The sequence below is a fragment of the Herbaspirillum lusitanum P6-12 genome (genome assembly GCF_000256565.1).
Taxonomy (GTDB): Bacteria; Pseudomonadota; Gammaproteobacteria; order Burkholderiales; family Burkholderiaceae_D; genus Herbaspirillum; species Herbaspirillum lusitanum.
Map to the genome: position 1 here is coordinate 1 of NZ_AJHH01000105.1, position 20,545 is coordinate 20,545.

Annotated in this window: 20 protein-coding genes; 5 read left to right on the top strand and 15 right to left on the bottom strand. The window is 55.4% G+C overall.

Annotated features, from left to right (window positions below):
- The 3 genes from HLUSI_RS0103625 to HLUSI_RS0103635 all read left to right on the top strand — a co-directional run.
- Nucleotides 1-624: MFS transporter (locus HLUSI_RS0103625; protein WP_016832675.1), on the top strand; the 624-nt coding region annotated here is incomplete at its 5' end.
- 44 nt (nucleotides 625-668) lie between these two features.
- Entirely contained in the window at nucleotides 669-1,745 is a 1,077-nt protein-coding gene (locus HLUSI_RS0103630; RefSeq protein ID WP_040503127.1) for a porin, read from the top strand.
- A gap of 30 nt (nucleotides 1,746-1,775) precedes the next feature.
- Nucleotides 1,776-2,972, top strand: coding sequence for a M24 family metallopeptidase (locus tag HLUSI_RS0103635; protein ID WP_016832677.1), 1,197 nt, complete (start codon nucleotides 1,776-1,778; stop codon nucleotides 2,970-2,972).
- Nucleotides 2,973-3,122: 150 nt separating this feature from the next.
- On the opposite strand, the gene HLUSI_RS26800 is transcribed toward HLUSI_RS0103635, so the two are convergent.
- The 9 genes from HLUSI_RS26800 to HLUSI_RS0103680 all read right to left on the bottom strand — a co-directional run bounded on the left by HLUSI_RS26800 (nucleotide 3,123) and on the right by HLUSI_RS0103680 (nucleotide 12,921).
- Nucleotides 3,123-3,989, bottom strand: coding sequence for an SDR family NAD(P)-dependent oxidoreductase (locus tag HLUSI_RS26800; protein ID WP_157137733.1), 867 nt, complete (start codon nucleotides 3,987-3,989; stop codon nucleotides 3,123-3,125).
- A gap of 205 nt (nucleotides 3,990-4,194) precedes the next feature.
- On the bottom strand, nucleotides 4,195-4,827 hold the full coding sequence (locus tag HLUSI_RS34595; RefSeq protein ID WP_083830829.1) for an SDR family oxidoreductase: 633 nt from the start codon (nucleotides 4,825-4,827) through the stop codon (nucleotides 4,195-4,197).
- A 268-nt stretch (nucleotides 4,828-5,095) separates the two neighbouring features.
- On the bottom strand, nucleotides 5,096-6,193 hold the full coding sequence (locus HLUSI_RS0103650) for a porin (protein WP_016832679.1): 1,098 nt from the start codon (nucleotides 6,191-6,193) through the stop codon (nucleotides 5,096-5,098).
- 71 nt (nucleotides 6,194-6,264) lie between these two features.
- Complete coding sequence (leuD, locus tag HLUSI_RS0103655; protein WP_016832680.1) at nucleotides 6,265-6,900, bottom strand: 3-isopropylmalate dehydratase small subunit; 636 nt, start codon at nucleotides 6,898-6,900, stop codon at nucleotides 6,265-6,267.
- Nucleotides 6,900-8,330, bottom strand: coding sequence for a 3-isopropylmalate dehydratase large subunit (leuC, locus tag HLUSI_RS0103660; protein WP_016832681.1), 1,431 nt, complete (start codon nucleotides 8,328-8,330; stop codon nucleotides 6,900-6,902). The genes leuD and leuC overlap by 1 nt, the downstream gene beginning before the upstream one ends.
- An 18-nt stretch (nucleotides 8,331-8,348) precedes the next feature.
- The gene (locus HLUSI_RS0103665) at nucleotides 8,349-9,683 is read right to left on the bottom strand and encodes an MFS transporter (protein ID WP_016832682.1); all 1,335 of its coding nucleotides are present in this window, start codon (nucleotides 9,681-9,683) and stop codon (nucleotides 8,349-8,351) included.
- 60 nt (nucleotides 9,684-9,743) lie between these two features.
- Nucleotides 9,744-10,808, bottom strand: coding sequence for a gentisate 1,2-dioxygenase (gene gtdA, locus HLUSI_RS0103670; RefSeq protein ID WP_016832683.1), 1,065 nt, complete (start codon nucleotides 10,806-10,808; stop codon nucleotides 9,744-9,746).
- Between the two features lie 10 nt (nucleotides 10,809-10,818).
- Nucleotides 10,819-11,676: a fumarylacetoacetate hydrolase family protein gene (locus HLUSI_RS0103675; RefSeq protein ID WP_016832684.1), complete on the bottom strand. Its 858-nt coding sequence runs from the start codon at nucleotides 11,674-11,676 to the stop codon at nucleotides 10,819-10,821.
- Nucleotides 11,677-11,739: 63 nt separating this feature from the next.
- Nucleotides 11,740-12,921, bottom strand: a complete 1,182-nt coding sequence (locus HLUSI_RS0103680) for a 3-hydroxybenzoate 6-monooxygenase (RefSeq protein ID WP_029363086.1) — start codon at nucleotides 12,919-12,921, stop codon at nucleotides 11,740-11,742.
- A 138-nt stretch (nucleotides 12,922-13,059) separates the two neighbouring features.
- Here HLUSI_RS0103680 and HLUSI_RS0103685 point away from each other — a divergent pair, with 138 nt between their 5' ends.
- Together HLUSI_RS0103685 and HLUSI_RS32355 are read left to right on the top strand one after the other, a co-directional pair.
- On the top strand, nucleotides 13,060-13,962 hold the full coding sequence (locus HLUSI_RS0103685) for a LysR family transcriptional regulator (protein WP_016832686.1): 903 nt from the start codon (nucleotides 13,060-13,062) through the stop codon (nucleotides 13,960-13,962).
- A 1,101-nt stretch (nucleotides 13,963-15,063) separates the two neighbouring features.
- Nucleotides 15,064-15,582 carry a hypothetical protein gene (locus HLUSI_RS32355; RefSeq protein WP_157137734.1) on the top strand — a complete coding sequence of 173 codons (519 nt, stop codon included), beginning with the start codon at nucleotides 15,064-15,066 and terminating at the stop codon, nucleotides 15,580-15,582.
- Between the two features lie 206 nt (nucleotides 15,583-15,788).
- Here the strand turns inward: HLUSI_RS32355 and HLUSI_RS0103695 are convergent, their stop codons facing one another.
- The 6 genes from HLUSI_RS0103695 to HLUSI_RS26815 form a co-directional block, all read right to left on the bottom strand.
- The gene (locus HLUSI_RS0103695; RefSeq protein ID WP_029363087.1) at nucleotides 15,789-16,211 is read right to left on the bottom strand and encodes a cupin domain-containing protein; all 423 of its coding nucleotides are present in this window, start codon (nucleotides 16,209-16,211) and stop codon (nucleotides 15,789-15,791) included.
- Nucleotides 16,212-16,312: 101 nt separating this feature from the next.
- Nucleotides 16,313-16,873: a carboxymuconolactone decarboxylase family protein gene (locus HLUSI_RS0103700; RefSeq protein ID WP_016832689.1), complete on the bottom strand. Its 561-nt coding sequence runs from the start codon at nucleotides 16,871-16,873 to the stop codon at nucleotides 16,313-16,315.
- A 39-nt stretch (nucleotides 16,874-16,912) separates the two neighbouring features.
- Nucleotides 16,913-17,827, bottom strand: coding sequence for a VOC family protein (locus HLUSI_RS0103705; RefSeq protein WP_016832690.1), 915 nt, complete (start codon nucleotides 17,825-17,827; stop codon nucleotides 16,913-16,915).
- A 68-nt stretch (nucleotides 17,828-17,895) separates the two neighbouring features.
- Nucleotides 17,896-18,741 carry a fumarylacetoacetate hydrolase family protein gene (locus HLUSI_RS0103710; RefSeq protein WP_016832691.1) on the bottom strand — a complete coding sequence of 282 codons (846 nt, stop codon included), beginning with the start codon at nucleotides 18,739-18,741 and terminating at the stop codon, nucleotides 17,896-17,898.
- A gap of 21 nt (nucleotides 18,742-18,762) precedes the next feature.
- A complete protein-coding gene (locus HLUSI_RS0103715; protein ID WP_040503131.1) occupies nucleotides 18,763-19,770 on the bottom strand; it encodes an alpha/beta hydrolase in 1,008 nt (335 codons plus the stop codon).
- Between the two features lie 14 nt (nucleotides 19,771-19,784).
- A partial coding sequence (locus HLUSI_RS26815) for an amidohydrolase family protein (protein ID WP_040503132.1) occupies nucleotides 19,785-20,545 on the bottom strand: 761 nt, incomplete at its 5' end.

The window sequence follows — 20,545 nt, forward strand, 5'->3', positions numbered from 1 at the left end:
CCGGCCGGCGGCTATTCTTACGTAAGCGATCAACGCAAAAAAGGATCGGTTAAAGAGTTGTTTAGCCAAGGCTTCCTTGGCCCAACCATCCTGCTATGGATTGCATGCTTTTTCAATGTCCTGATTATTTACTTTGTCATCAGCTGGATTCCCTCTTTACTCCGAACGACCGAGTTGACACGCGATGCGGGAGTTCTGGCCGTAACCGCATTTAGCTTTGGCGGCATGATCGGCTCCCTCGCTCAAGGAGCGCTGATGAACCGGTTCGGAGTACGGCGTTTCATCTTGATGGAATTTGTAGCGTGCCTATGCTGTTTTGGAGCGCTGTCGGCGGTTTCATCCAACCTCATCTTTTCCGTTGCGCTCTTTGGATTGCTTGGCTTCATGGTCAACGGAATTCAGGCGGGCCTGAACGTCTTCGCCATTGAAAAAATATACCCGCTATCCATACGCGCAACAGGCATTGGCTGGGCAGGAGGAATCGGTCGTATCGGGTCAATGACCGGTCCACTGCTGGGAGGGCTGTTCCTGACGTTCCATCTCACGATCAACCAAGTTTACCTAATGGCGCTGCTACCTGTCGTAGCCGCAGCAATCGCGACCTTCTTCAACAAATCAAAATAAAAAAAGCCAGGGCATGAAGCCCTGGCATGCCAACGGAGACAAACATGCAATCGTCAAAATTTAATTTTGCGGGATTCCTTATCGTCTCGTTTTCTCTTTCCATTGAAGCCCATGCGGAAGTCACTGTGTATGGCGTAGTGGATGTCGGTATCGAAGCGCTCAGCAATGCCCCGGTCGCCGGCACGAAACGGGGGGGCACGCTCATCCGAGAGCAAAGCGCCAATGCGCAACTATCCCGGATCGGGTTCAAGGGAAGCGAAACTATCGATCCATGTCTGAAAGCGATATTCAAACTTGACGCGGCATTTTTCCCGGACACCGGCTCCCTGTCGCCCAACGGAAAACTGTTCCATGGCTCATCGTACGTAGGGCTTAGCGGATGCCAGGGAGAACTGACGCTGGGCCGCCATATCTCCCTGCTATATGAAGAGGCCTACTATTTTGACCCGCTGTCGATTTTTGCCTACTCTCTGCCCTCGATGGACGTGACCGGATTCGGGGGACGTGCCGACAATTCAATCAAATACAGGAGGTCCCTGGGGTCATGGACGTTGACGGGCTTCTACAGCACCGGCTATTCCGGTGCCTATGAGGAAACTGCCGGCAGCCCGCGAATCGCGCGGGAAATGTCCATGAGCATCAATTATGACGATCGCTTCCTGGCAGGAGGAATTGCAATCGATCACCTGAATGGCACCACTCCGGATACGAAAAATCAGATCACCGATCGCATCTTTCTGGCGGGCAGTCTGACTTTCGAAAAAGACAAAATTTTTGCCGGCTATCAGCACTATCACCAGACGGCATTGAATGCCATTCCTGTCGCCACCTACGACTTGATATGGGCCGGCGCTCAACATGCCTGGTCAGCACAGCTGAACTCCGCGGTGGGCGTGTTCCATCAAAAGTACAGCACGGGACAAGGCTCCGCAACGTTGGCGGCGGCGTACCTCGATTACTTTTTATCCAAACGCACTGATGTTTACATGAATGTCGGTTACATGAAAAACAGTGGATCGCTGAATCTTGGCGTCGATGGCCAACCCGGCATCATCGGTCCTGGCACGCTACCAGGACAGGCACAGGCCGGCCTCGCAATTGGTGTGCGTCACACATTTTAGTCACTCTCAATATCCGAAGAGGAAACCACGATGTTGTACAACGAATGGGGAACCCCAAAGTTTTCGCTCGAAGAACGGTCGCGCCGCTGGACAAAGGTTCGCGAATTGATGGCTCGCGAAGATATTGATGCAATTTTTGCCCCGCCCAACACAGGCCTTTTCGATATGTTCCAAGCCAATGTGCGGTACCTGACCGGTTTGGGAGGCAACCATGCTCTTATGGCGGCAGTGTTTCCCCGAGAGGGAGAGGTGACCGCGATAAGCACGCCTGACGTCCACAAAAGCATCTGGCTTGAGCGACAGGATTGGGTCACGGATATCCGGAATATCTCGGGCGGCTGGGGATTTGCCGGCGCAGTTGTGGAGCGAATCAAAGAACTTGGCGGCATCAAGCGGCTGGGAGTGACTGGTCTTTCCGGGAATACGAGGTTTCCGGAAGGCGTCACCTCGCATGGCATTGTCGAACGACTGCGCGCGGCCTTGCCAGGAGTCGAATTGGTCAACGCAAACGCGCTGATGGAAGAAGCGCGCTTCGTCAAATCAGACGAAGAAATAAGTTTCCTCGAATCCGGTATTGCCCTGGTAGAGAGAGCTATAGACATTCTCGCCTCACAGGCCTTTCCCGGCGTGTCGGAAAACGTGGTGTATGCCCATATGATCTCGTCCATCGTGGAGGGCGGCGGTGAATTGCCTTCGATGATCCTGTGGTCAGCCGGCTGGCCGCAGCCGCCTTCCAATGCATATATGCCGACCCGGCGACCGCTTCAGCGCGGAGACATCATCATCACCGAAACGGAAGCGAGGTGGGGTGGTTACGTCGCACAGAATACCCAAACCCTGTTTGTCGGCAAAGCTCCCGCCGAATATCATGAAATGTTCGCTCTTCAACAGGAAGCCATTGCGCTCTGTTACGACATGCTCCGCCCAGGCGTGACACTGGGAGAAATTACGACTCGCGTTGCTCAAATGTCGAATGATCGTTTTACGTGCGCAAATCTGATGCATGGTCGCGGCCTGGGTGACGACTCGCCACTTGCGGTGTATTCGGTCAGAGATGACATTATGGCCAATTGGGAAATGAAGGAAAACAGCGTCTTCATCGTCAAGCCCACTGTTTTCAGCAAAGATGGCACAAGAAAAATTCTTTGGGGCGACACCGTCGTTTGTACAGAAAAGGGCGCAAGACGCTTAGGAAAACGCGCCCCCTCCATCATCGAAATCGAATGATCAATCGCCACGATTGCGAAGCCGTCCCCGGCCGGTCGCAAGGCGATCTGTCTGCCGACGTCACCGGATGCCGCCCGACGCTCCGGTGATGATGGCGGCCCGGATAGTTCTTTAAATGTTTTCCGCCTGTGGAAGTGAGCATCCGGGTGTTCAGTCCTTGGTCAGCGGTGCCGGGAAAGCGAGATCTTCGAGTCCCATTTTCCGCAGGAAGCTGTCCTGCTTTTCGTGACTGATCTCTTCAATGGCTTCGGTCCCCTTGCGCTGGCCGTCGATGAACATGCGCAGCGGCCGCCGGCCTGGCGGCATGGCCAGTACTTCAACTGCGGCAAGTCCGACGGCGGAGACATCCAATGGTCCGCCATTGGCTATGTCGATTGCATGAAGACGATCCCCGAGGGTCTCGATCCGCTTCGCCAGCTCACCGTATTGTTGCGTGATGGCAGGATACGCCGGCGCGGGAAGCTCGGCGAAGTGCTCCGTGCCGGACGTGAACGCACCGGGAACAAGAATGACGCTGTCGATGCCGAACGGCCGGATCTCCATCCCCATGATTTCCGCCAGCGCATCTCCGGCGGCCTTGCTCGCAACGTAGGGGCCGATGAAGGGCTCGTGCAGTTGGGAGGTGGTGCTGCCCACGTACATCAGTAGTCCGTTCCCCTGGCGTCGCATCGACGGCAAGGCTACGCGGTTGACGCGCAGCCAGGAAATCGCATTGGTGTCGATGATGCGTGCGACCTGCTCGGCGGAGAAGGCTTCGGTCAAGCCGGCCATCAGCATCCCGGCGTTGTTCACCACGACGTCCAGCCGATGGTGTGCTGCCAGGATGTGATCCACTGCCGCGCAGCGGTCCCGTCGACGAACGACCGGCAATTGCTGCCGAAGCGTTACGGCATGGCGAATGCCACGAAGCGTAGCGGCGATAAAAAAAGCGCCGGGACCTTGATCCCGGCGCTCTCGCTTTCTTCTGCATTTGCTCACTGCATTACAAACCCAGCTTGGCCAGCGCTGTGGAAACACACTCTGCGCTAATTGGCAGTGTCATGGATTGCGAAAGACGCCAAGCGTACAGGCGGAGGGAGCTTATGCCTCGAGAGTCTGCAATCAGTCAGAAGCAGTCATCCCAAAAAGAGAGAACGAAAAACTGGCGCTCAGATATTAAATAGCAAGACGAATCAAAACGGCGGATGTTCCTGAAGAACACCCGCCGTTTTATTTTCAATGTTCAATTCAAACCTGCGCCATCCCCCCCGTCGACCGCCAGATCCACCTCGGTAATATACGAACTCTCGTCAGAAGCAAGGAATAGGACGACGGCTGCAACTTCCTCCGGCTTTCCCCTGCGACCAAGGGGGACTTGCTCGGCAAACTGAGCTGCCGCTTGCGCCGCCTGTTCAGCAGTAAGGCCTGCTTTCTCCAACGCCTGGGTTTCGATTGGTCCGGGACTCATCGAATTCACACGAATCTTGCGATCCTTCAGCTCCATGGTTGTTCCTTTGCTCGCAGCATTGACCCTGTCTAACTGATCCACTTTCCATTGCCGGGCGAACGCGGCAACGCGATCATAAGAGCCTTCAAATCCCAACACACACAAGTCTGCGTGCATCTGCTTGAGACTGCGCTTTTGCTTCCGAGATTTGGTGGATTCGGTTTTAAGCCATGCGGATAGTTTGAATGTGTACACATCCAGAGCACTGGCTGAACGCCGGTCAGCGTAGGCTGGCTCTACAGTTTCAGAGCGCAGGTAACGTCTAACGGTGTTTCTGGAGATGCCAAGTCGCTTGGCGATCTCCCTTAGCGATATCTGGTCACGTAAGTGCCAGCGCCGAATAATTCCTAGTAATGCCACGTCGATCACTCCAATCTCTTACCTGATTGCTTAGGTAGGATTGTGTATCAAACTGGAGTGCCCCCTCCGGCTGGACCGAGGCCTGACGATGAGCCGAGTTCCAAGGCGCAAATCCTAAAGAGAGACGGAAATAAAACTGCAGTAAAAACTATGTCTTAGACGACAACGATGCCCTCAGGGCAGCGTTGTCATTTTGGAGTCGTCGAAGAATGTCAAAGGCCTAATGTAGCGGTAGTCTGATGCGATCCACAATTGAAGCAGATTCTGGATGGCTAAATCAGAAGGTATGGCGAATACCCATCATCACACCAGTCTGATTACTTCCCGCTTTCACCGTACCGCCGCTATCGATAGCAATAGCTGAGGTTCCGTGATTCCGGAGGTACCCTAGCGAAGTGTAAAGAGCTGTGCGCTTTGACAACATGTAGGTCAACCGTGCCACTGCAAGGTCAACATCGTTGGGACTATCTTTTACGTCCAGTCGCGACACCTGCGCATCCAGTATCAAGGCGGCACTCAAGGGATAGCTGACGCCGAGATACCAGAGGTTAGAGCGAGTATGAACGTTCGCCACAGCATCCGTGCGCCGGTTAAGCAGGCCTAGACCAAACTTCAAGTCACCAACAAAAAAATAGCCGTTAAGACCCACACGCTGGTCCTTGGCGTCACTGTTACTCAGACCACCAGCTGCGCCACTTCCGCCGCGGAGCACATCATAAGAAGTGTTTATGCCAAATTCACGGCGCTCGTAACCCAACAAGCCTGTTAGCTGACGGCAAGCCTTAGCATCTCCAGCGACCTCACCAGCACAATTGGTGGCTGCAGGCCCTCCTGCGGCTGATGCATCGCGGCCGAAGCTATAAGTAGCACCCAAGGTGATGCCTTCAAAAGTGCCGATATAGCCTATGGCATTGTCAGTACGTGCATTGGGCAAGTAAGCATCAAGACTGCTGATAGAAATGATATTCGGCCCCATGACGTCGGTCTTCTGCATGGCGATATAGGTCATGGCGTACTGTCGTCCCAGCGAAACCTGGCCCCAGTTACCTTTGAGGCCGACCCAAGATTGGCGACCAAACAAACGCCCACCTTGTCCCATTACACCGCTGTCAGGCCCAAAACCTGCCTCCAGAACAAACAGTGCCTGGTTGCCCCCGCCCAAATCTTCTGCATCTTTGAATCCCAGTCGGGAAGGAAAAGTGCCGGTCAGCGAAGGCATCTTGAAGACCCCGTTACCGTTGGCATTGGCATTGGTCGTGTAGAGCACACCTGTATCAATGATGCCGTATATGCTGACCGCGTCCTGCGCGTGTGCTTGCCCGCTGGCAGCCATCACTGTGGCGCAAGCTATCAGTGCCGTAAGCTTTTTGTTCATTACGTTATCTCCGCTATAGTTATAGATGACGTGGCTTCCTTGAACTGCGTCGCCGTGTCTGGTTCTGGATGTCAAAACATCCAGGGTTCGCGGTACGCCCGGCTTCGCTCGTAATTGTCAATTTGTGTGGACAGAGAAAGGGTCATCCCGATTTCATCGCCGCCGTGCAGCAGCAATTGTTTGGCGCGTCCCGGCAATTCGAAGCGGTAGCTATCATTTTCTTCCGCCGCAAAAATCTGCTGCGAGAGGTTGACGCTAGCGCTAATACCGGGATGTTCCTTGATTAACCGAAACAGTTGCTCAATCTCTTCCGATGCCAGGCGAACGGGCAAGATGCCGTTACGCGTGCAATTCGCGAAAAATATGTCGCCGAAGCTCGGTGCCACAATGACTTTTATCCCAAAGTCGGCCAACGCCCAAACAGCGTGTTCCCGGCTCGAACCGCAACCGAAATTCTCACGTGCCAGCAGCACCTTTGCATGGGTGTATTCCGGGAGATTGAGAACGAAGTCGGCACGACGCGGCCGCCCCTCGCAATCCATCCCTGGCTCGCCAATGTCCTCATACCGCCACTCATCGAACAAATATTTCCCAAGGCCTAACTTGTTGACTGATTTCATGTACTGCTTTGGAATAATGGCGTCTGTGTCTACGTTCGCGTAGTCGAGCGGCGCGACAATACCGCTGAAATTCGTAAAGGTATCCATCACTGAAAGCTCCAAGTACGTACATCCGTGAAATGACCGCAGATAGCCGCCGCTGCTGCCGTGGCAGGACTCACCAAGTGGCTCCGCCCCCCTGGTCCTTGGCGTCCTTCGAAATTACGATTAGACGTCGAAGCACAGCGCTCTCCGGGTGCCAATCGGTCGTCATTCATACCCAAACACATTGAGCAACCAGGTTCCCGCCATTCGAAGCCAGCGGCAAGAAAGACCTTGTCCAACCCTTCTTGCTCGGCCTGACGCTTGACCAAACCTGAGCCTGGGACGACGAGCGCCTGTCGAATTGTTTGAGATACCGTGTAGCCGCGTACGACTGCTGCGGCTGCACGCAGGTCCTCAATACGGGCATTTGTGCAGGAGCCGATGAAAACCTTATCCAAGGCAAGCTGCTCCATCGGCGTGCCGGCGGATATATCCATGTACGCCAACGCCTTACGCATTCCAGATTGACGAGTTATATTTTCCTCTTGGCTTGGGTCCGGCACAACGCCATCTACCCCCACGCACATATCTGGTGACGTTCCCCAAGTGACCATCGGCTTGACGGTGCCTGCATCGATTTCCAGCTCACGGTAGAATTGCGCGCCAGAGTCGCTCCTGAGCTGGCGCCAGTAAGCATTGGCTGCATCCCATTGCGCACCCGATGGAACTAATGGGCGTCCCTGAAGGTAATCGATGGTTGTATCGTCGACGGCAACCAGACCGAAACGAGCTCCAGCTTCTACGGCCATATTGCACAAGGTCATGCGACCTTCCATGCTCAACGCGGCAATCGCGTCACCCGCGAATTCGATTGCATGGCCGATGCCACCTTGCGTCCCCAGGAAACCGATGAGGTATAGTGCCAGGTCCTTCGCACCCACTCCTGGCGCAAGCGTCCCTTTCACCGTAATGCGCGTGGTCAAAGGTCGCACCAACCACAAACAATGTGTAGCCAAGGCATGTTCAACTTCAGTAGTCCCAACGCCCCATGCCAGCGCACCAAAAGCACCATGCGTAGAAGTGTGGGAATCTCCACAGATGACGGTGCTACCGGGTAGCGTAGCGCCCTGTTCGGGACCGACCACGTGCACGATACCCTGACGCACATCACGGATATCGAAATAAGGAATACCAAAATCCGCGCAATTGCTTGTCAGCGTATCGACCTGAAGCTGTGCAAGGCGGTCCCGCATTGGGACATCTCTGGCGGTGGTCGGCACGTTGTGGTCCACTGTCGCTAGCACTGTACCGGGCCGCCGCACCTTCCTCTTCTTTTCTCGCAGTCCCTCAAAGGCTTGAGGGCTGGTTACTTCATAGACGTATTGCCGGTCAATGTAGACCAAAGCGTTACCCTCATCGTCAGAGGAAACAACGTGGGCCTGCCAGAGCTTCTCGAATAAAGTCAGAGCAGCCGGCTGATGCGATTTGTCCATTGAAATTTCCCGCCAGAGTCAAGCGATGTCTTCTTGGACGGCGCCTTGGTCCGCGCGCCGATTGAGCAGAATTGCCAAACTAGCCAACAGCGCCGGAGCAATCCCCATCAGGAAGATATGCTTCACATCCAATTGCAGTGCCAGCATCAACCCACCGGACAGAGGGCCGCAAATCGAGCCGATTCGACCAATGCCAATAGCAAATCCGACGCCAGTGGCCCGCATATGTGTGGGATAAATTTCAGTGGCCAACACGTTGAATCCAGCTTGCGCACCTTGAATCACGACACCCATAAGCGTGCTCACGACTACCACCGTCGCATAGGAGCTCGGCCAATTTGCGAGAACGGCGGCCAGTACCGCGTAGAGCACCAATTCCGTCACGAGCACTTTACGAACACCGAAAGAATTCATCAGCCAACCTTGGAGCAGGCAACCCACCACACCGCCACCGCTGAAGAAGGAAATAGCTGCGATTCCTACCGACACTGGGTGGTGCGCGCCGACCAGCACCGCCGGCATCCAGCTGACAATAAAATAGAGCACCACCAGATTCATGAAATAGGGAATCCACAGTAGTACCGTATCTTTCCATCGCCCCTTAGAAAAGAGCTCACCGATGGGGACACCAGTCGAACGCGACAATGGGACATGAAATTGCTGTTCGCGCGGCAAGTCAGGTGCGATGCGATGCATGATGGCGCCGAGACGGCGGTCGCTTTGGTTACGCAGAATCAGAAAACGGGCGGATTCTGGCATGAAGGCGATTGCGAACAGCGCTACGGCCACAGGCAAGACACCGCCTACCATGAAGACCGAGTGCCACCCATGCAACGGCAGCAATATGGAGGCCACTATGCCGCCCAATACCGCGCCGAGTGGCATTCCGCACATTAGGGTGGAGACAATCACGCGCGAATAACGTCGTGGCGAATACTCGGAAGCCAGAGCCAGCGCATTCGGCAACGCCCCACCAAGGCCGATACCCGTCAAGAAGCGCAGGACCAATAATTCGTCATGACCACTCGCGTAGGCGGTTGCAAAAGACAGCACTCCGAAGATGATGGTCGACAGTACCACCATCGTCTTGCGCCCAAAGCGGTCAGCCATTGGCCCAAGCACTACCGCACCTATCAGCATGCCCAGCAAGCCGGCGCTGAAGATGGGCCCGAATTGAGAAATCGGGATGCCCAAGTCTTTGGACATGGCCGGCGCCAGCATACCAATGGTCTGCGTATCGAAACCATCAAGCACCGCGATGAGGATGCAGGTGACAATGGAACACCACTGCAGCCCGCCTACTGGGCGGCTGTCAATTACTTCGTTGACGTACAACGACGAACTCGTTTGCATTTTGTTCTCCTCCTTGTTGATGGCGCTTCAGCGCTTCTTATTTATATTTGTGTGGTAGCGTCAGCTGGACGTGCCTTCTTTTTCTTCGCGCCAGAGACCCAGTTTTTTCTGTGCGGCGCGGTCGGAGAAGCTGAATAACACCGCCTCTCCTTCTGTTCTGTGCGTGACGGTCGACCACGAAGGAACGACGAAGACATCTCCCCGCTTCCAACTGATGACTTGTTCTCCTACAATCGACTCACCTTGCCCATCCTTAACGCAAAAGACCATGGAATCGGTGGAGCGGTAAGGCAATGAAGCGAAGTCACGCGGCAGCAGCTGAAGATAGGCAGCCATCGTCGGCATGGCGTAATCGCCATTCAGAGGATTGACATATTGCAGCTTCACGCCGTGCCAGGCATCGACAGTTCCAGCGCGGAGTAAAGCATCCAAGGATGCCTTTGCCACCTTGTAGGGATAATGAAAAACCGGTGAAGAGCTGCCACCCGCAACATGCTCTATCGGTAGCAACCCAGAACCGTAGCGTGCCCGCGCATCACCTTCCGGACGACTGATGGCTTGCTGCTCCCCGGGATAGCTTTGGGCAAAACTGGTGGCGAATAAATTGACAATTGGTACATCCAGCCCATCCAGCCAAATCACCGGCTCTTTACCGTGGTTGCCGTGGTCATGGAATGTCCAGGAAGGGGTAATGATGAAATCACCCACCTCCATGAAAATTCGTTCGCCATCGACAGCGGTATAACCACCCTCCCCTTCGAGAACGAAGCGCAGGGCGGACGCTGCATGACGATGGCTAGGCGCTATCTCACCCGGAAGAATCATTTGCAGGCCGGCATACAGGCTCTGGGTGATTTGCGACATACCGCGCAATCCTGTGTTTTCCAGAATGAGCACGCGGCGCTCGGCCTCTTTGGCCGTAATAAGCTCACCTGCCTCCAGTAATAATTCACGCATCCGGTCGTATTCCCATTTTCCTGGGGCCGACAGCGGTTGCGGTTGCGGAGTTACCAGCCGTGCCATGACGTTCCACAAGGGCGTTGCCGCCACTGTATCCAGGCGGCGATAGAGTTCATTGCGCTTGGCGATGGTCTCCGGCGGAAGGCTAGTTTGCGCGCTCAACATGGTTGACTCCTCACGCTGCGCGGACAGCTACAGCCATCTCGCCGATGCCTTCCATGCGAGCCAGCATTTTGTCGCCGGGCTTAATGGAGGCGACGCCTTCTGGAGTGCCGGTAATGATGATATCGCCCGGTTCCAATGTATAGAAACCAGAGGCAAATTCAATCAACTGCTCTACGCCCAAAATAAGGTCAGCAGTATTCGATTGCTGGCGAATCTCGCCGTTGACGGCAATCGAGAAGTCCAGCTTACCTGGCTCTGTAATTTCGTCGGCAGTGACCAACCATGGACCGAAGACGGTATAGGTGTCTGGCGATTTTCGGAAACTACGCTCTTCGGGGCCACGGATAGTGATATCGAGTCCGATACAATACCCGGCCACATAATTAAGTGCGTCAGCACGGCTGACGTTGGCGGCTCGCTTGCCAATGACGACTGCCAGCTCGACCTCGTGGTCATTACGACGGTCAAGTTTGCGCAGGGCTACGCCTTCGCTAGCACCGACCACTGAACTGGTTGCCTTGAGAAAAAGGCCTGCACGTTCGATATGGTTGATTTGGTTGTCGTGATGCAGGTTCGGGTCGTCAAGCACCTCCTTGAGGTGCTTCTGGTAGTTGACCGGTGCGGCAATTACCTTTCCGGGATTCGCGACCGGCGAAAGCAAACGCACTGATGACAGAGGCAGAACTTCTGCATCAGATTTCAGCGCATTGATTCGGTCGACCAACGCGGGCAAGTTCGCGACCAACAGGTCGTAACGAGGGAAAGGATAGGTATGGGCGGGCAAAATTTCCAGCGCGACGGTCACATCGCGAACGACGTCACCTTCCACCAGACCGAGGCGATTATCGTCAAAGCGGCAAATCTTCATATTGGGACTCCAGTCAATTCAGCATTCACAATTTCATTTCGTAGGCATACGCAGCGGCATCGCCTAGATACCTTTGTACAGCCAAGCCATGCCATCCAGCGTTTGCTCGAGGCTCCGGGCCCGCAAGAACTGATTGCGCAATTCACGGTTGACACCGGCAGCGTGGTAGAACTCGCCATACAGGCGGGCACTCATCTGTACCTTACCCGTACGCAGATAGCGACGATTTTGATAACGCACAAAGGCACTGGCGAAATCGGTGGCGTCCCGCCCCACCTCCTCTGCCAGGACGACAGCATCTTCCATCGCCATGCACGCGCCTTGGGCCATGTACTGCAGCATCGGGTGAGCTGCATCACCCAGTAGAACGACGTTGCCAGAGGTCCATTGTTTGATTGGCTCTCGGTCGCACAGCACCCACATGCGCCATGAGTCAATTTTGTCGAGCAAAGCCTTGACCGGCGGAGCGGCGTCACAGAATCGCTTATGCAATTCCTCCTTGTCCCCCTTGGAATCCCAGCCCTCGACATATTTATCACTATGAAAGACCGCTACCAGATTGAACAAGTCGCCGCCACGAAGGTGGTATTGCACCAAGTGAGTCTTGGCGCCTGCCCACAGTGTCATGGTGTTGCTGCGCAGCTCCTCAGGTACATCAGAGGTTGGCAGCACAGCGCGGTAAGCAATATGACCAGAAACGCGTGGAGGGCCATCATTAGCGATTTGCGCGCGGATGGTGGACCACAGACCATCGGCCCCGATGAGAGCAGCGCCGGTGTAGTCGCCACGCTCGGTATGCAAGGTCACCAAAGCGCCTTCTTGGGTGAAGTTCTCGACGCGGGTACCTGTGACAACCTCGATATTGAGTTCGGCCGCACAGGCATCGACGAAAATTTGGTGTAAATCAGCGCGATGAATGAGCGCGTAAGGGTATTGGAAGCGTTCGCGGAATTGCCCCTGCAATGGGATAGAGACAACTTCCTCGGCAGTGATGCCATCCATCATTACCAAGCTCTCAGGCATGGACGCCTTGGCGGTGACCTTCTCCACGAGCCCCAGACGCTCGAAAACGCGGAACGCATTGGGGCCGATTTGGATGCCGGCCCCAATTTCCTTGATTTCTTGAGCTTGCTCAAAAAGTTGAATCGGATAGCCCTGACGAGCCAGACACAAGGCGGCGGCGAAACCACCAATACCACCACCGGCAACTAAGATGGGATGCTTCTTAACTAGGGAATTCAACATGTTCTCCTGACTTGAATTTTCCACACCAGGAATCCTTCTAACGAAGCCTGATGTATTTTTTAGGAAGTCTAGGAGTTTGAAGACTATCAAACAATGCCTTAATACTGATAAACTAAATCAATATTTTTGATAGTTCATATGAACAACCTCGATTTAAAACTCTTGCGAATATTTATCGAGATTCACAAGACCCAAAGCATCTCTCAAGCGGCCATCAACCTGGACTTGGGACAACCCACTGTGAGCATGGCCTTGGCCAAACTGCGCGAGCATTTTGACGACCCTCTGTTTGCTCGCACTTCCCAAGGCATGCAACCCACCCCTCTTGCCGAGGAAATCGTGGGTCCCATGCGTCTTGCATTCACAACACTAACGTCGACCCTTCAACACCGCACTCGCTTTGACCCGGCGACTTCTGACCGTATGTTCGGACTATGCATGACCGACGTAGGTCAACGCGTGGTAATGCCACAACTGCTTGCCTACTGCAAGAAACACGCACCTTTGGTGCGTTTCGACCTGAGCTATGTATCTGAGGGTACAGTGCGCGACTTGGAGTCGGGAGCCGTCGACCTGGCTTTAGGCTACTTAGCAGGTATCGATGCTGGCTTTTACCAACAAGCATTGTTCACCGAACGTTTCGTCTGTTTGGTGAGTAGCGACCATCCCCGCATCACTGGAAAACGCCTGACTCTGCGCGATTTCGAGGAGGAAGCACATATTGTCGTTGCTACCGAGGGCACTGCGCACAATGTGGTGGATAAGATGCTAACGGAACAGCACATCAAGAGAAAAATCGGCTTGAGAATACCCAACTATCTGGGTGTGGTATCGAGCGTAATTGACACCGATTTCCTGGCAATAGTCCCAGAGAAATTTGGAGAAATTGTTTCGGACAACAATCCAGTTCGCCTATTGCCCTTACCGTTAAAATTGGAAGATTACCGCGTGATGCAACATTGGCACGGTCGCTTTGCAAATGACTTAGGTATTAAATGGTTGCGACAAACGATGATGAAACTATTTGGCCGAAACCTCTAAGGTCCGTCAGCCAACAACCAAAAAAACGGCACGGTTAACCACATACTTTCGCAAAACGCTTCAACCTTTCGGGACATGGCGCCAACCATGCCGCCGCTTTCGCAGCTCCCCAAGTGCTTCGGTCGTATCGCACATTGAGTCGACCCCTAGTCAGTTAATCTCCCCCTCTCGCCATCTTCCCGTACGGAGCCATCCGATACGGTACGGTGAGAGGTTCCCACGTTAGTTACCAGCTACTGCGCAACGTAGCGCCACCATCTCCACACGCCCCTAGTCGTCCGACTTCCCTTAGGTTTCCCTGGCTCGATGTTCCATAGCGGCTCAGGTACTCAGATTGTGCTTCATCGACTACGAACCACGGCTTCATGCCTATGGCTCTACGTTGCTCCGCACAGCACCCATCGAGGGGTGCCGTTACACGCTTAAGCTATCCAGAGGCCCATGGTTTCCCAAGGTGCCAACCGCGCCAGGTTTCCCCTTGCAGCCCTCGTACATCGCTGTACGCTCATCAGCCTACGTGTGCGGTACGGGTTATGCCCTTGCGGCACATCCCCCGCATCGGCCTTTCACCGACTTTCACCAAATAACAGGTCACCAGGCCATTGCCTGCCTGGAGCCGTTTCCGTGTCGCCCAACCTCGCCTTGGCAATATGCCGGCGGATTGGGTCGAAGAAGGGAATTACACCCTTCAGCGCCCATCGCAGCCGCACCAGCCCTATTAGAGGCATGCGGCTACAGCGTTTGCTTGGCATCAGGTTGGCGACCTGATACCTGTCGGGGTGGCGCCCCGGCGTGTCCTTTCGGACAGTATGTGTGTTTACAGTTGGCGGTCTGTCCGAAGGCCCCTGGTAGCTACCACAGAGAACCTTGGGACAGACCGCCGTGCATGCGAGCGCCTCAGCTTTCGCTGCGGTTCAGGACCTGCACAAAATGATTGCCTTACTTTGTATAGTTAAAAGAAGGTGATTGGAATTCAAAACTCTTGGAATGGATTCTTTCGAATCGGTCGCAAATCACGACCATCCTACTCAAGATACTTTATTCCGCATGCTGAAATCCCAATATAATAAGTTTCCCAAAAGCACTTATTAAAATAACAAAATGAGAAAACATCCGTCTTTATCTTGTGCGGTGCTCGCCGCTCTCACACTCCTCACCGGCTGTGCAGTAAAGAACCCATACATATCACCGACCTCAGGGGATACCGCAAAAATTCGGGTGGTGAACCACAGTGCTGGGACAGCGCTCCTTTATGCCAGCACGACATGCAAGGTCGACTCTGCCCCAGTGCTAGCGGCATTCAGTTCGTTTCTCAAGTCAGATGTCAGTAGAGCAGATATGTATGGTTCACAGCCGAATGACGGAAATAAGAATGTCGTGGAGCGAGTAATTGAAGCCGGAAAAGAAATGCAAATCTTTACCGCGTATCAAGGAGCTGGAGTCCAATGTTACGTCGAGGTCGCCTTCAATCCAAAAAAAGATGAGCAATACGAAATGACTTACATTGCAAATGGTCAGATGTGTCGAGTTGCCATCGATAGATTGACGGAAACTGATGGAAAAATAGCACGAGAAAAAGTTGAAGACGTGCGCCGCTTAAAGAAGGGCGAGTGTAGATAAGTATCGACCATCGGTAGTGCACCGAAACAAAGCCCTGAATGAACAGAATACAAAGGGGCGGGTCAGCCGCAACCTCTCGTTAGCTAGTCTTTCGACCGGTTCTGAGCACCAGCGGGTTCACCGCCGTCCCATTCCGCAAAAAAAGCCCCGGGATGCGCTCGGGGCACAACCTCTGCGGGCAGCAAAGAAGATGAGACTGCCAGGACTTATGCCCAGGGTGCGGGTTGCGGTACCGTACACGGCCCCTCTACTCCGACACTGGCGAAATCGGCCGGGCCGACCACCTCCAGGTATTCCATGTCGGGCGAGTAGTCGAACAAAAAGTGCCGAATGCCAGGCGCCTGGTGCACACAGTCGCCGGCGCTGACGAGCGTTTCCTGGTCCTCGTACATGAATTTGGCCCAACCCTTCAGCATGTAGACGATGTGGAATTCAGCCGCGTGCACGTGCCATCCGGTGCCGGCCTCAGGCGCCGCGTTCGCACGCACCAACTGAGCGATGACTTTTCCGTGGGTGGCCTCGGCAATGCCCAGGTCCCGATAAACGAAAAAATCGCGCAGGCCACCCTCAACGTACTGGGTGTCACCAGGCTTCACGTGCATGAATTTCGTCTGCAAAATTGTATCCATCATTTCTATTGCCTTCGTTAGTTCAGAAATCTGCTGATGCGCATAACGGGACATGGCCAGTTATCCGCTCGAAAAAGGACCGACCCAGTTGAAGCAGACCGTTACGGGGTGTCAGGGAAAGGCAGCTCGACCTGCCCATCCGCCCTAACGTCGAATACGTTCAAGCTCATCGCCACCAGAGTGTAGTATCCCAGCAGCCCTACCAGATTCACGACCGTCTTGATGCCGAAGCCGGCGACTGCCTCGCGGTAAATCTCGTCGGAGACCCGCTTCTTCTCGTACAGGTCGTCGACGAACCGCCAAATCAGTGATTCGTCGCTGTTCTCGAATTTGGGCACCTTGTCTTGTCGGATGTCTTCGAGCGCTTCGGGCTTGAGGCCTGCATCGACGCCTATTGGATAGTGGATGTACCACTCGGCTTGCGACTTCCACTTGGCGGCAGTGCACAGGATGGCAAGCTCGGATAGCCGCAAGGACAGTCCCGTTCCATAGCGGCAGAAGGCACCCAGCTCCTGTGCGCGGCTAGCCAGCTCAGGGCTATGAATCCATGACAGGAATGGACCATTCAAGTTGCCGCGCGGGCCGGAGAGAATCGTCTGCAACACGTCCTTCTGCTCTGGAGATGCATTTTCGACGGAGAATTCGGGCAGTCTGGTGCTCAAGTTGCACTTCCTTAAAGTGGATGCGTTTTTCCTTCAGGCTCATGCCTCGGTATTGAAGATAAAGTTCTCTGGCACGCTTGGCCCCCAAAGGTACAAGGAGTCCTCAGGAGGGAAGTCGCCAGCCAGCCACGGCTTGTCGGCCGATACATAGTCGATGTCGGCCGAATACTCGCAGAAAGAGCCCCACGGGTCTTCCACGTAATGGAAGTAGTTGGAGCCGAGTACATGGCGCCCGGTGCCCCAGCCCTTCGTATATCCTGCCGCAGCCATCTGGGCAGCGCCGGCACCCACTGCATTGACGTCGGGAACATCCCAGGAAGAGTGATGCCAGCCGCGGGCGCTGCTCTTGGCAAATGCCACGAGATGGTGGTCACAACCATGGGGAGCGTGCATGAAGGCTATGATGTCGCGTGACTTGTCCGAAAGGCGTAGCCCTAGAGCACGCTCATAGAACGCTACCGATGCAAGTACATCGGGCGTGAACAGTAGCACGTGCGAAAGCCGAGAGGGACGCACGGTCACCGCCTGCGAGCGCATGCATGCGCCACGCTTGTCCGCTGGCGTGCTCTCGCTCATCCTGGTCGGCTTTTCATCTAATGTGGTCTTGGGCCCCGCTCGTACCTGAATGCGGTTACCGTCCGGGTCGCGAAACCAGAAAGAGACCTCGTCGCCTTGCGAAACGACCGACACATTGGTCGCGCCCGCCTCAGTCACCTGGCTGTGCAGCGGGAAGATGTCCTCCTGATAGGCATTGAAGCTCAAGTAGTCCAGATGCTTCCGTTCACCCTGCACGACGCGCGCCCAACGGTGGCCGTCGGCTGCGAGGACATTCAGGCCGCCTTCGGCGGCCGTATTCTCTTGAACTTCCAGTCCGAATGTAGAAAAGAACGTCCTTGCCAAGTTCAAATCAGGTACAGCCAGCGCGAAATGGTCAATCGAATGAATTGCTGCCACGACGATATCTCCTAAACAACGAGCCTCACGAAGCGTTGCCGGAGGCCCGTTTAACTCCACGACTGCGTTTAACGTGCTTCGTCTTCGATGACGTTGCGCAGCGTGCCAATACCCTCGACGCGAACCTCGCACACATCGCCGGCCTTCATCAGGAGCTTCGGCGAACGCGCCCAGCCGATGCCCGAGGGGGTGCCGGTGACAATCACGTCGCCCGGTTCCAGGGTGATGGCCTGGCTGACGATGCTGATGACGGTCGCGACATCGAAGACCATCTCGTCCGTGCTGGCCGATTGAACCACTTGACCGTTCAGGATGGTTTCCAGGCGCAGGCCCTTGGCACCAGCTGGCAGCTCATCGGCCGTGACGAGGTCGGGGCCGAAGGCACCAGTAGCGTCGAAGTTCTTACCTACCGTCCACTGCGGGGTCTTGAACTGGTATTCGCGTACGGAGCCATCGTTGAAGAGACTGTAGCCGGCGACGTGCGACAACGCGTCAGCAGGAGCAATGTGACGGCCGCCCTTTCCAATTACCGCAGCAATCTCACCTTCAAAGTCCAGGCCTTCGCTGTCCTTGACTGCGGGACGAATCATCGGCTCAGCATGCGCCACCAGGCTTGTGTTCACACGGAAGAACAGCGTCGGATAGTCCGGCTGTGCGAAGTTGCTTTCCTTGGTGTGGTCAGCATAGTTCAGGCCCACACAGATAATTTTTGGCGGACGGGAAAGTGGCGGCAGGTAGGTTATGTCCTTTTCCGTGACGACCACACCTTCCTTGAAGGTGTCGCCATAGCTCTTGAGGCCGACGCCGCGCGCCAGCAGCTCTTCCAGGGATTCGTCGCCGATGATGCGAATGCCTTTGCTTTCGCGAACACCGAGGGCCTTTTTGCCTTGATATAAAACCGATACGTAACGCATTACAAAACTCCTAAGAAAAAATCAGCTGAAATTAGCGGCGCTGCATCCCGCGCCCTCGCTGGAATGGGCCTCAATCCAGCGAGAGAAAGACTGGCAAATCTCGTCATTGGCGAGGCATGCCCCGGCCGATGCTTCAAACATCCCGAAGAAGAGGTGGAACATGCTGTCGAAGTTGAGCACCTTCACAGGAACACGGTTCTGCGACAGTTTTTCCGCATAGGCCAATCCTTCTTGCCTCAGCGGGTCGTGGCCTGCCACTGCGACGAGCGCTGGCGGGGCTCCATCCAAGGAAAATGCACGAAGCGGCGAGGGAGGAAACCCTTTCGCTCGAGACGCTTGGTCCCCCATGTACAGCCTCGATATGTCGCGCAAATCGCTGGGCTTGAGCATGGGATAGTCGATTCCACGGTCCTCAATCTCGGATACGTCGCGAGCCATATCGACACCGGGCACAACCAGTAACTGGGCAACCAGGCTCTTTGGACGCTCTCGTGACAACAGAATTGCTGCGGTCGTAGCCAAGTTAGCGCCGGCACTCTCTCCAGCTACTGCCACCCGAGTTGCGTCACCACCGAGCAACTCCACGTTATCCACCACCCAATTGGTTGCAGCCAGGGCGTCATCGTGGGCGGCGGGGAAGGGATTTTCTGGTGCCAGCCGATAATCGACAGAGACGACAACTGCTCCGGTATCACGGCACATCTTGCGAGCAACGTCATCCATGAGCTCAATGCTGCCCAGGACAAAGCCCCCGCCGTGGAAGAACACGATGGTCGGCACCTTCCCCTGGCTAGCCTTTGGACGATAAACGCGAACTGGCACCTCGACAAGCTGGCCATTGACCAGGCCGGAAGCCAGAACATCCTGCGTCGAGAGCACTTCCGGGAGGGTTTTCCCCGCCCTGCCTCGCTCGATTGCCTGGCGCAGGCGGCCCCGAGCTTGCTCTGGCGTTCCAGAAAACGGTGGGGGTGCGCCGGCTTCCGCCACTTTGTGGACAATCTCCGCCAGCTGCGGGTCCAGCGCCTGCATGGACTGAGTCGATATCACTGCAGCTCCAAGACGAACTGCTGCGAGCTCAAGGCCCGGGCGCGCACTTGGTCGACATCCACGGACAGCAACTTGCCTGCCTTCTTAACCGCGCGCCCGGCGACATACACCGAGTCCACGTTGCCGGAATGGGCAGCCAGGACAATTGCGCCGACCGCATCCGAGACCGGTGCCAGGTTGATGTCATCAGCACGAATCATGACGATGTCCGCCTGCTTGCCGGGTGTCAGGGAGCCGATTTTTCCGTCCAGGCCCGTCGCCTTCGCACCAGCCAAAGTCGCAAATTCAAGCACGTCCCGCATCGTCATCGTTTCCGGAGCTGCCTTGGCCTTGGAATGCCCACCGCCCATCCACGAGCGGTAGTAGGCGAACGCGTGCCGCATCTGAGTGAACATGTCGCCAGCGCATTTCGTTTCCGTGTCGCCGCTCAAGCTGGGGCGGATGCCGGCCGCCAGCAGACGGTCAAAGGGAATGTCGCCGATACCCTGCGCATTCAGTTCACAGTGCACCCCGAGGGAGGCAGTAACGCCGGCGTCGGCCATCATCGAAATCTCGTCGTCGTGGGAGCAGCAGCAGTGGACGAACGTCAAATCCTCGCCCAAGACGCCAGCTTCATGCATCTGCGCGATTGCGCGCACCTTGGCGTTTCGCGCATAGGCGCCCATGTGAATGCTGGAGCGGATGCCCAGCTCGCGGGCAAGACGCAGGTCACCCAACCAGACGTCCCGGGTGGCCATTTCAGGGCCGCGGCCCCCTT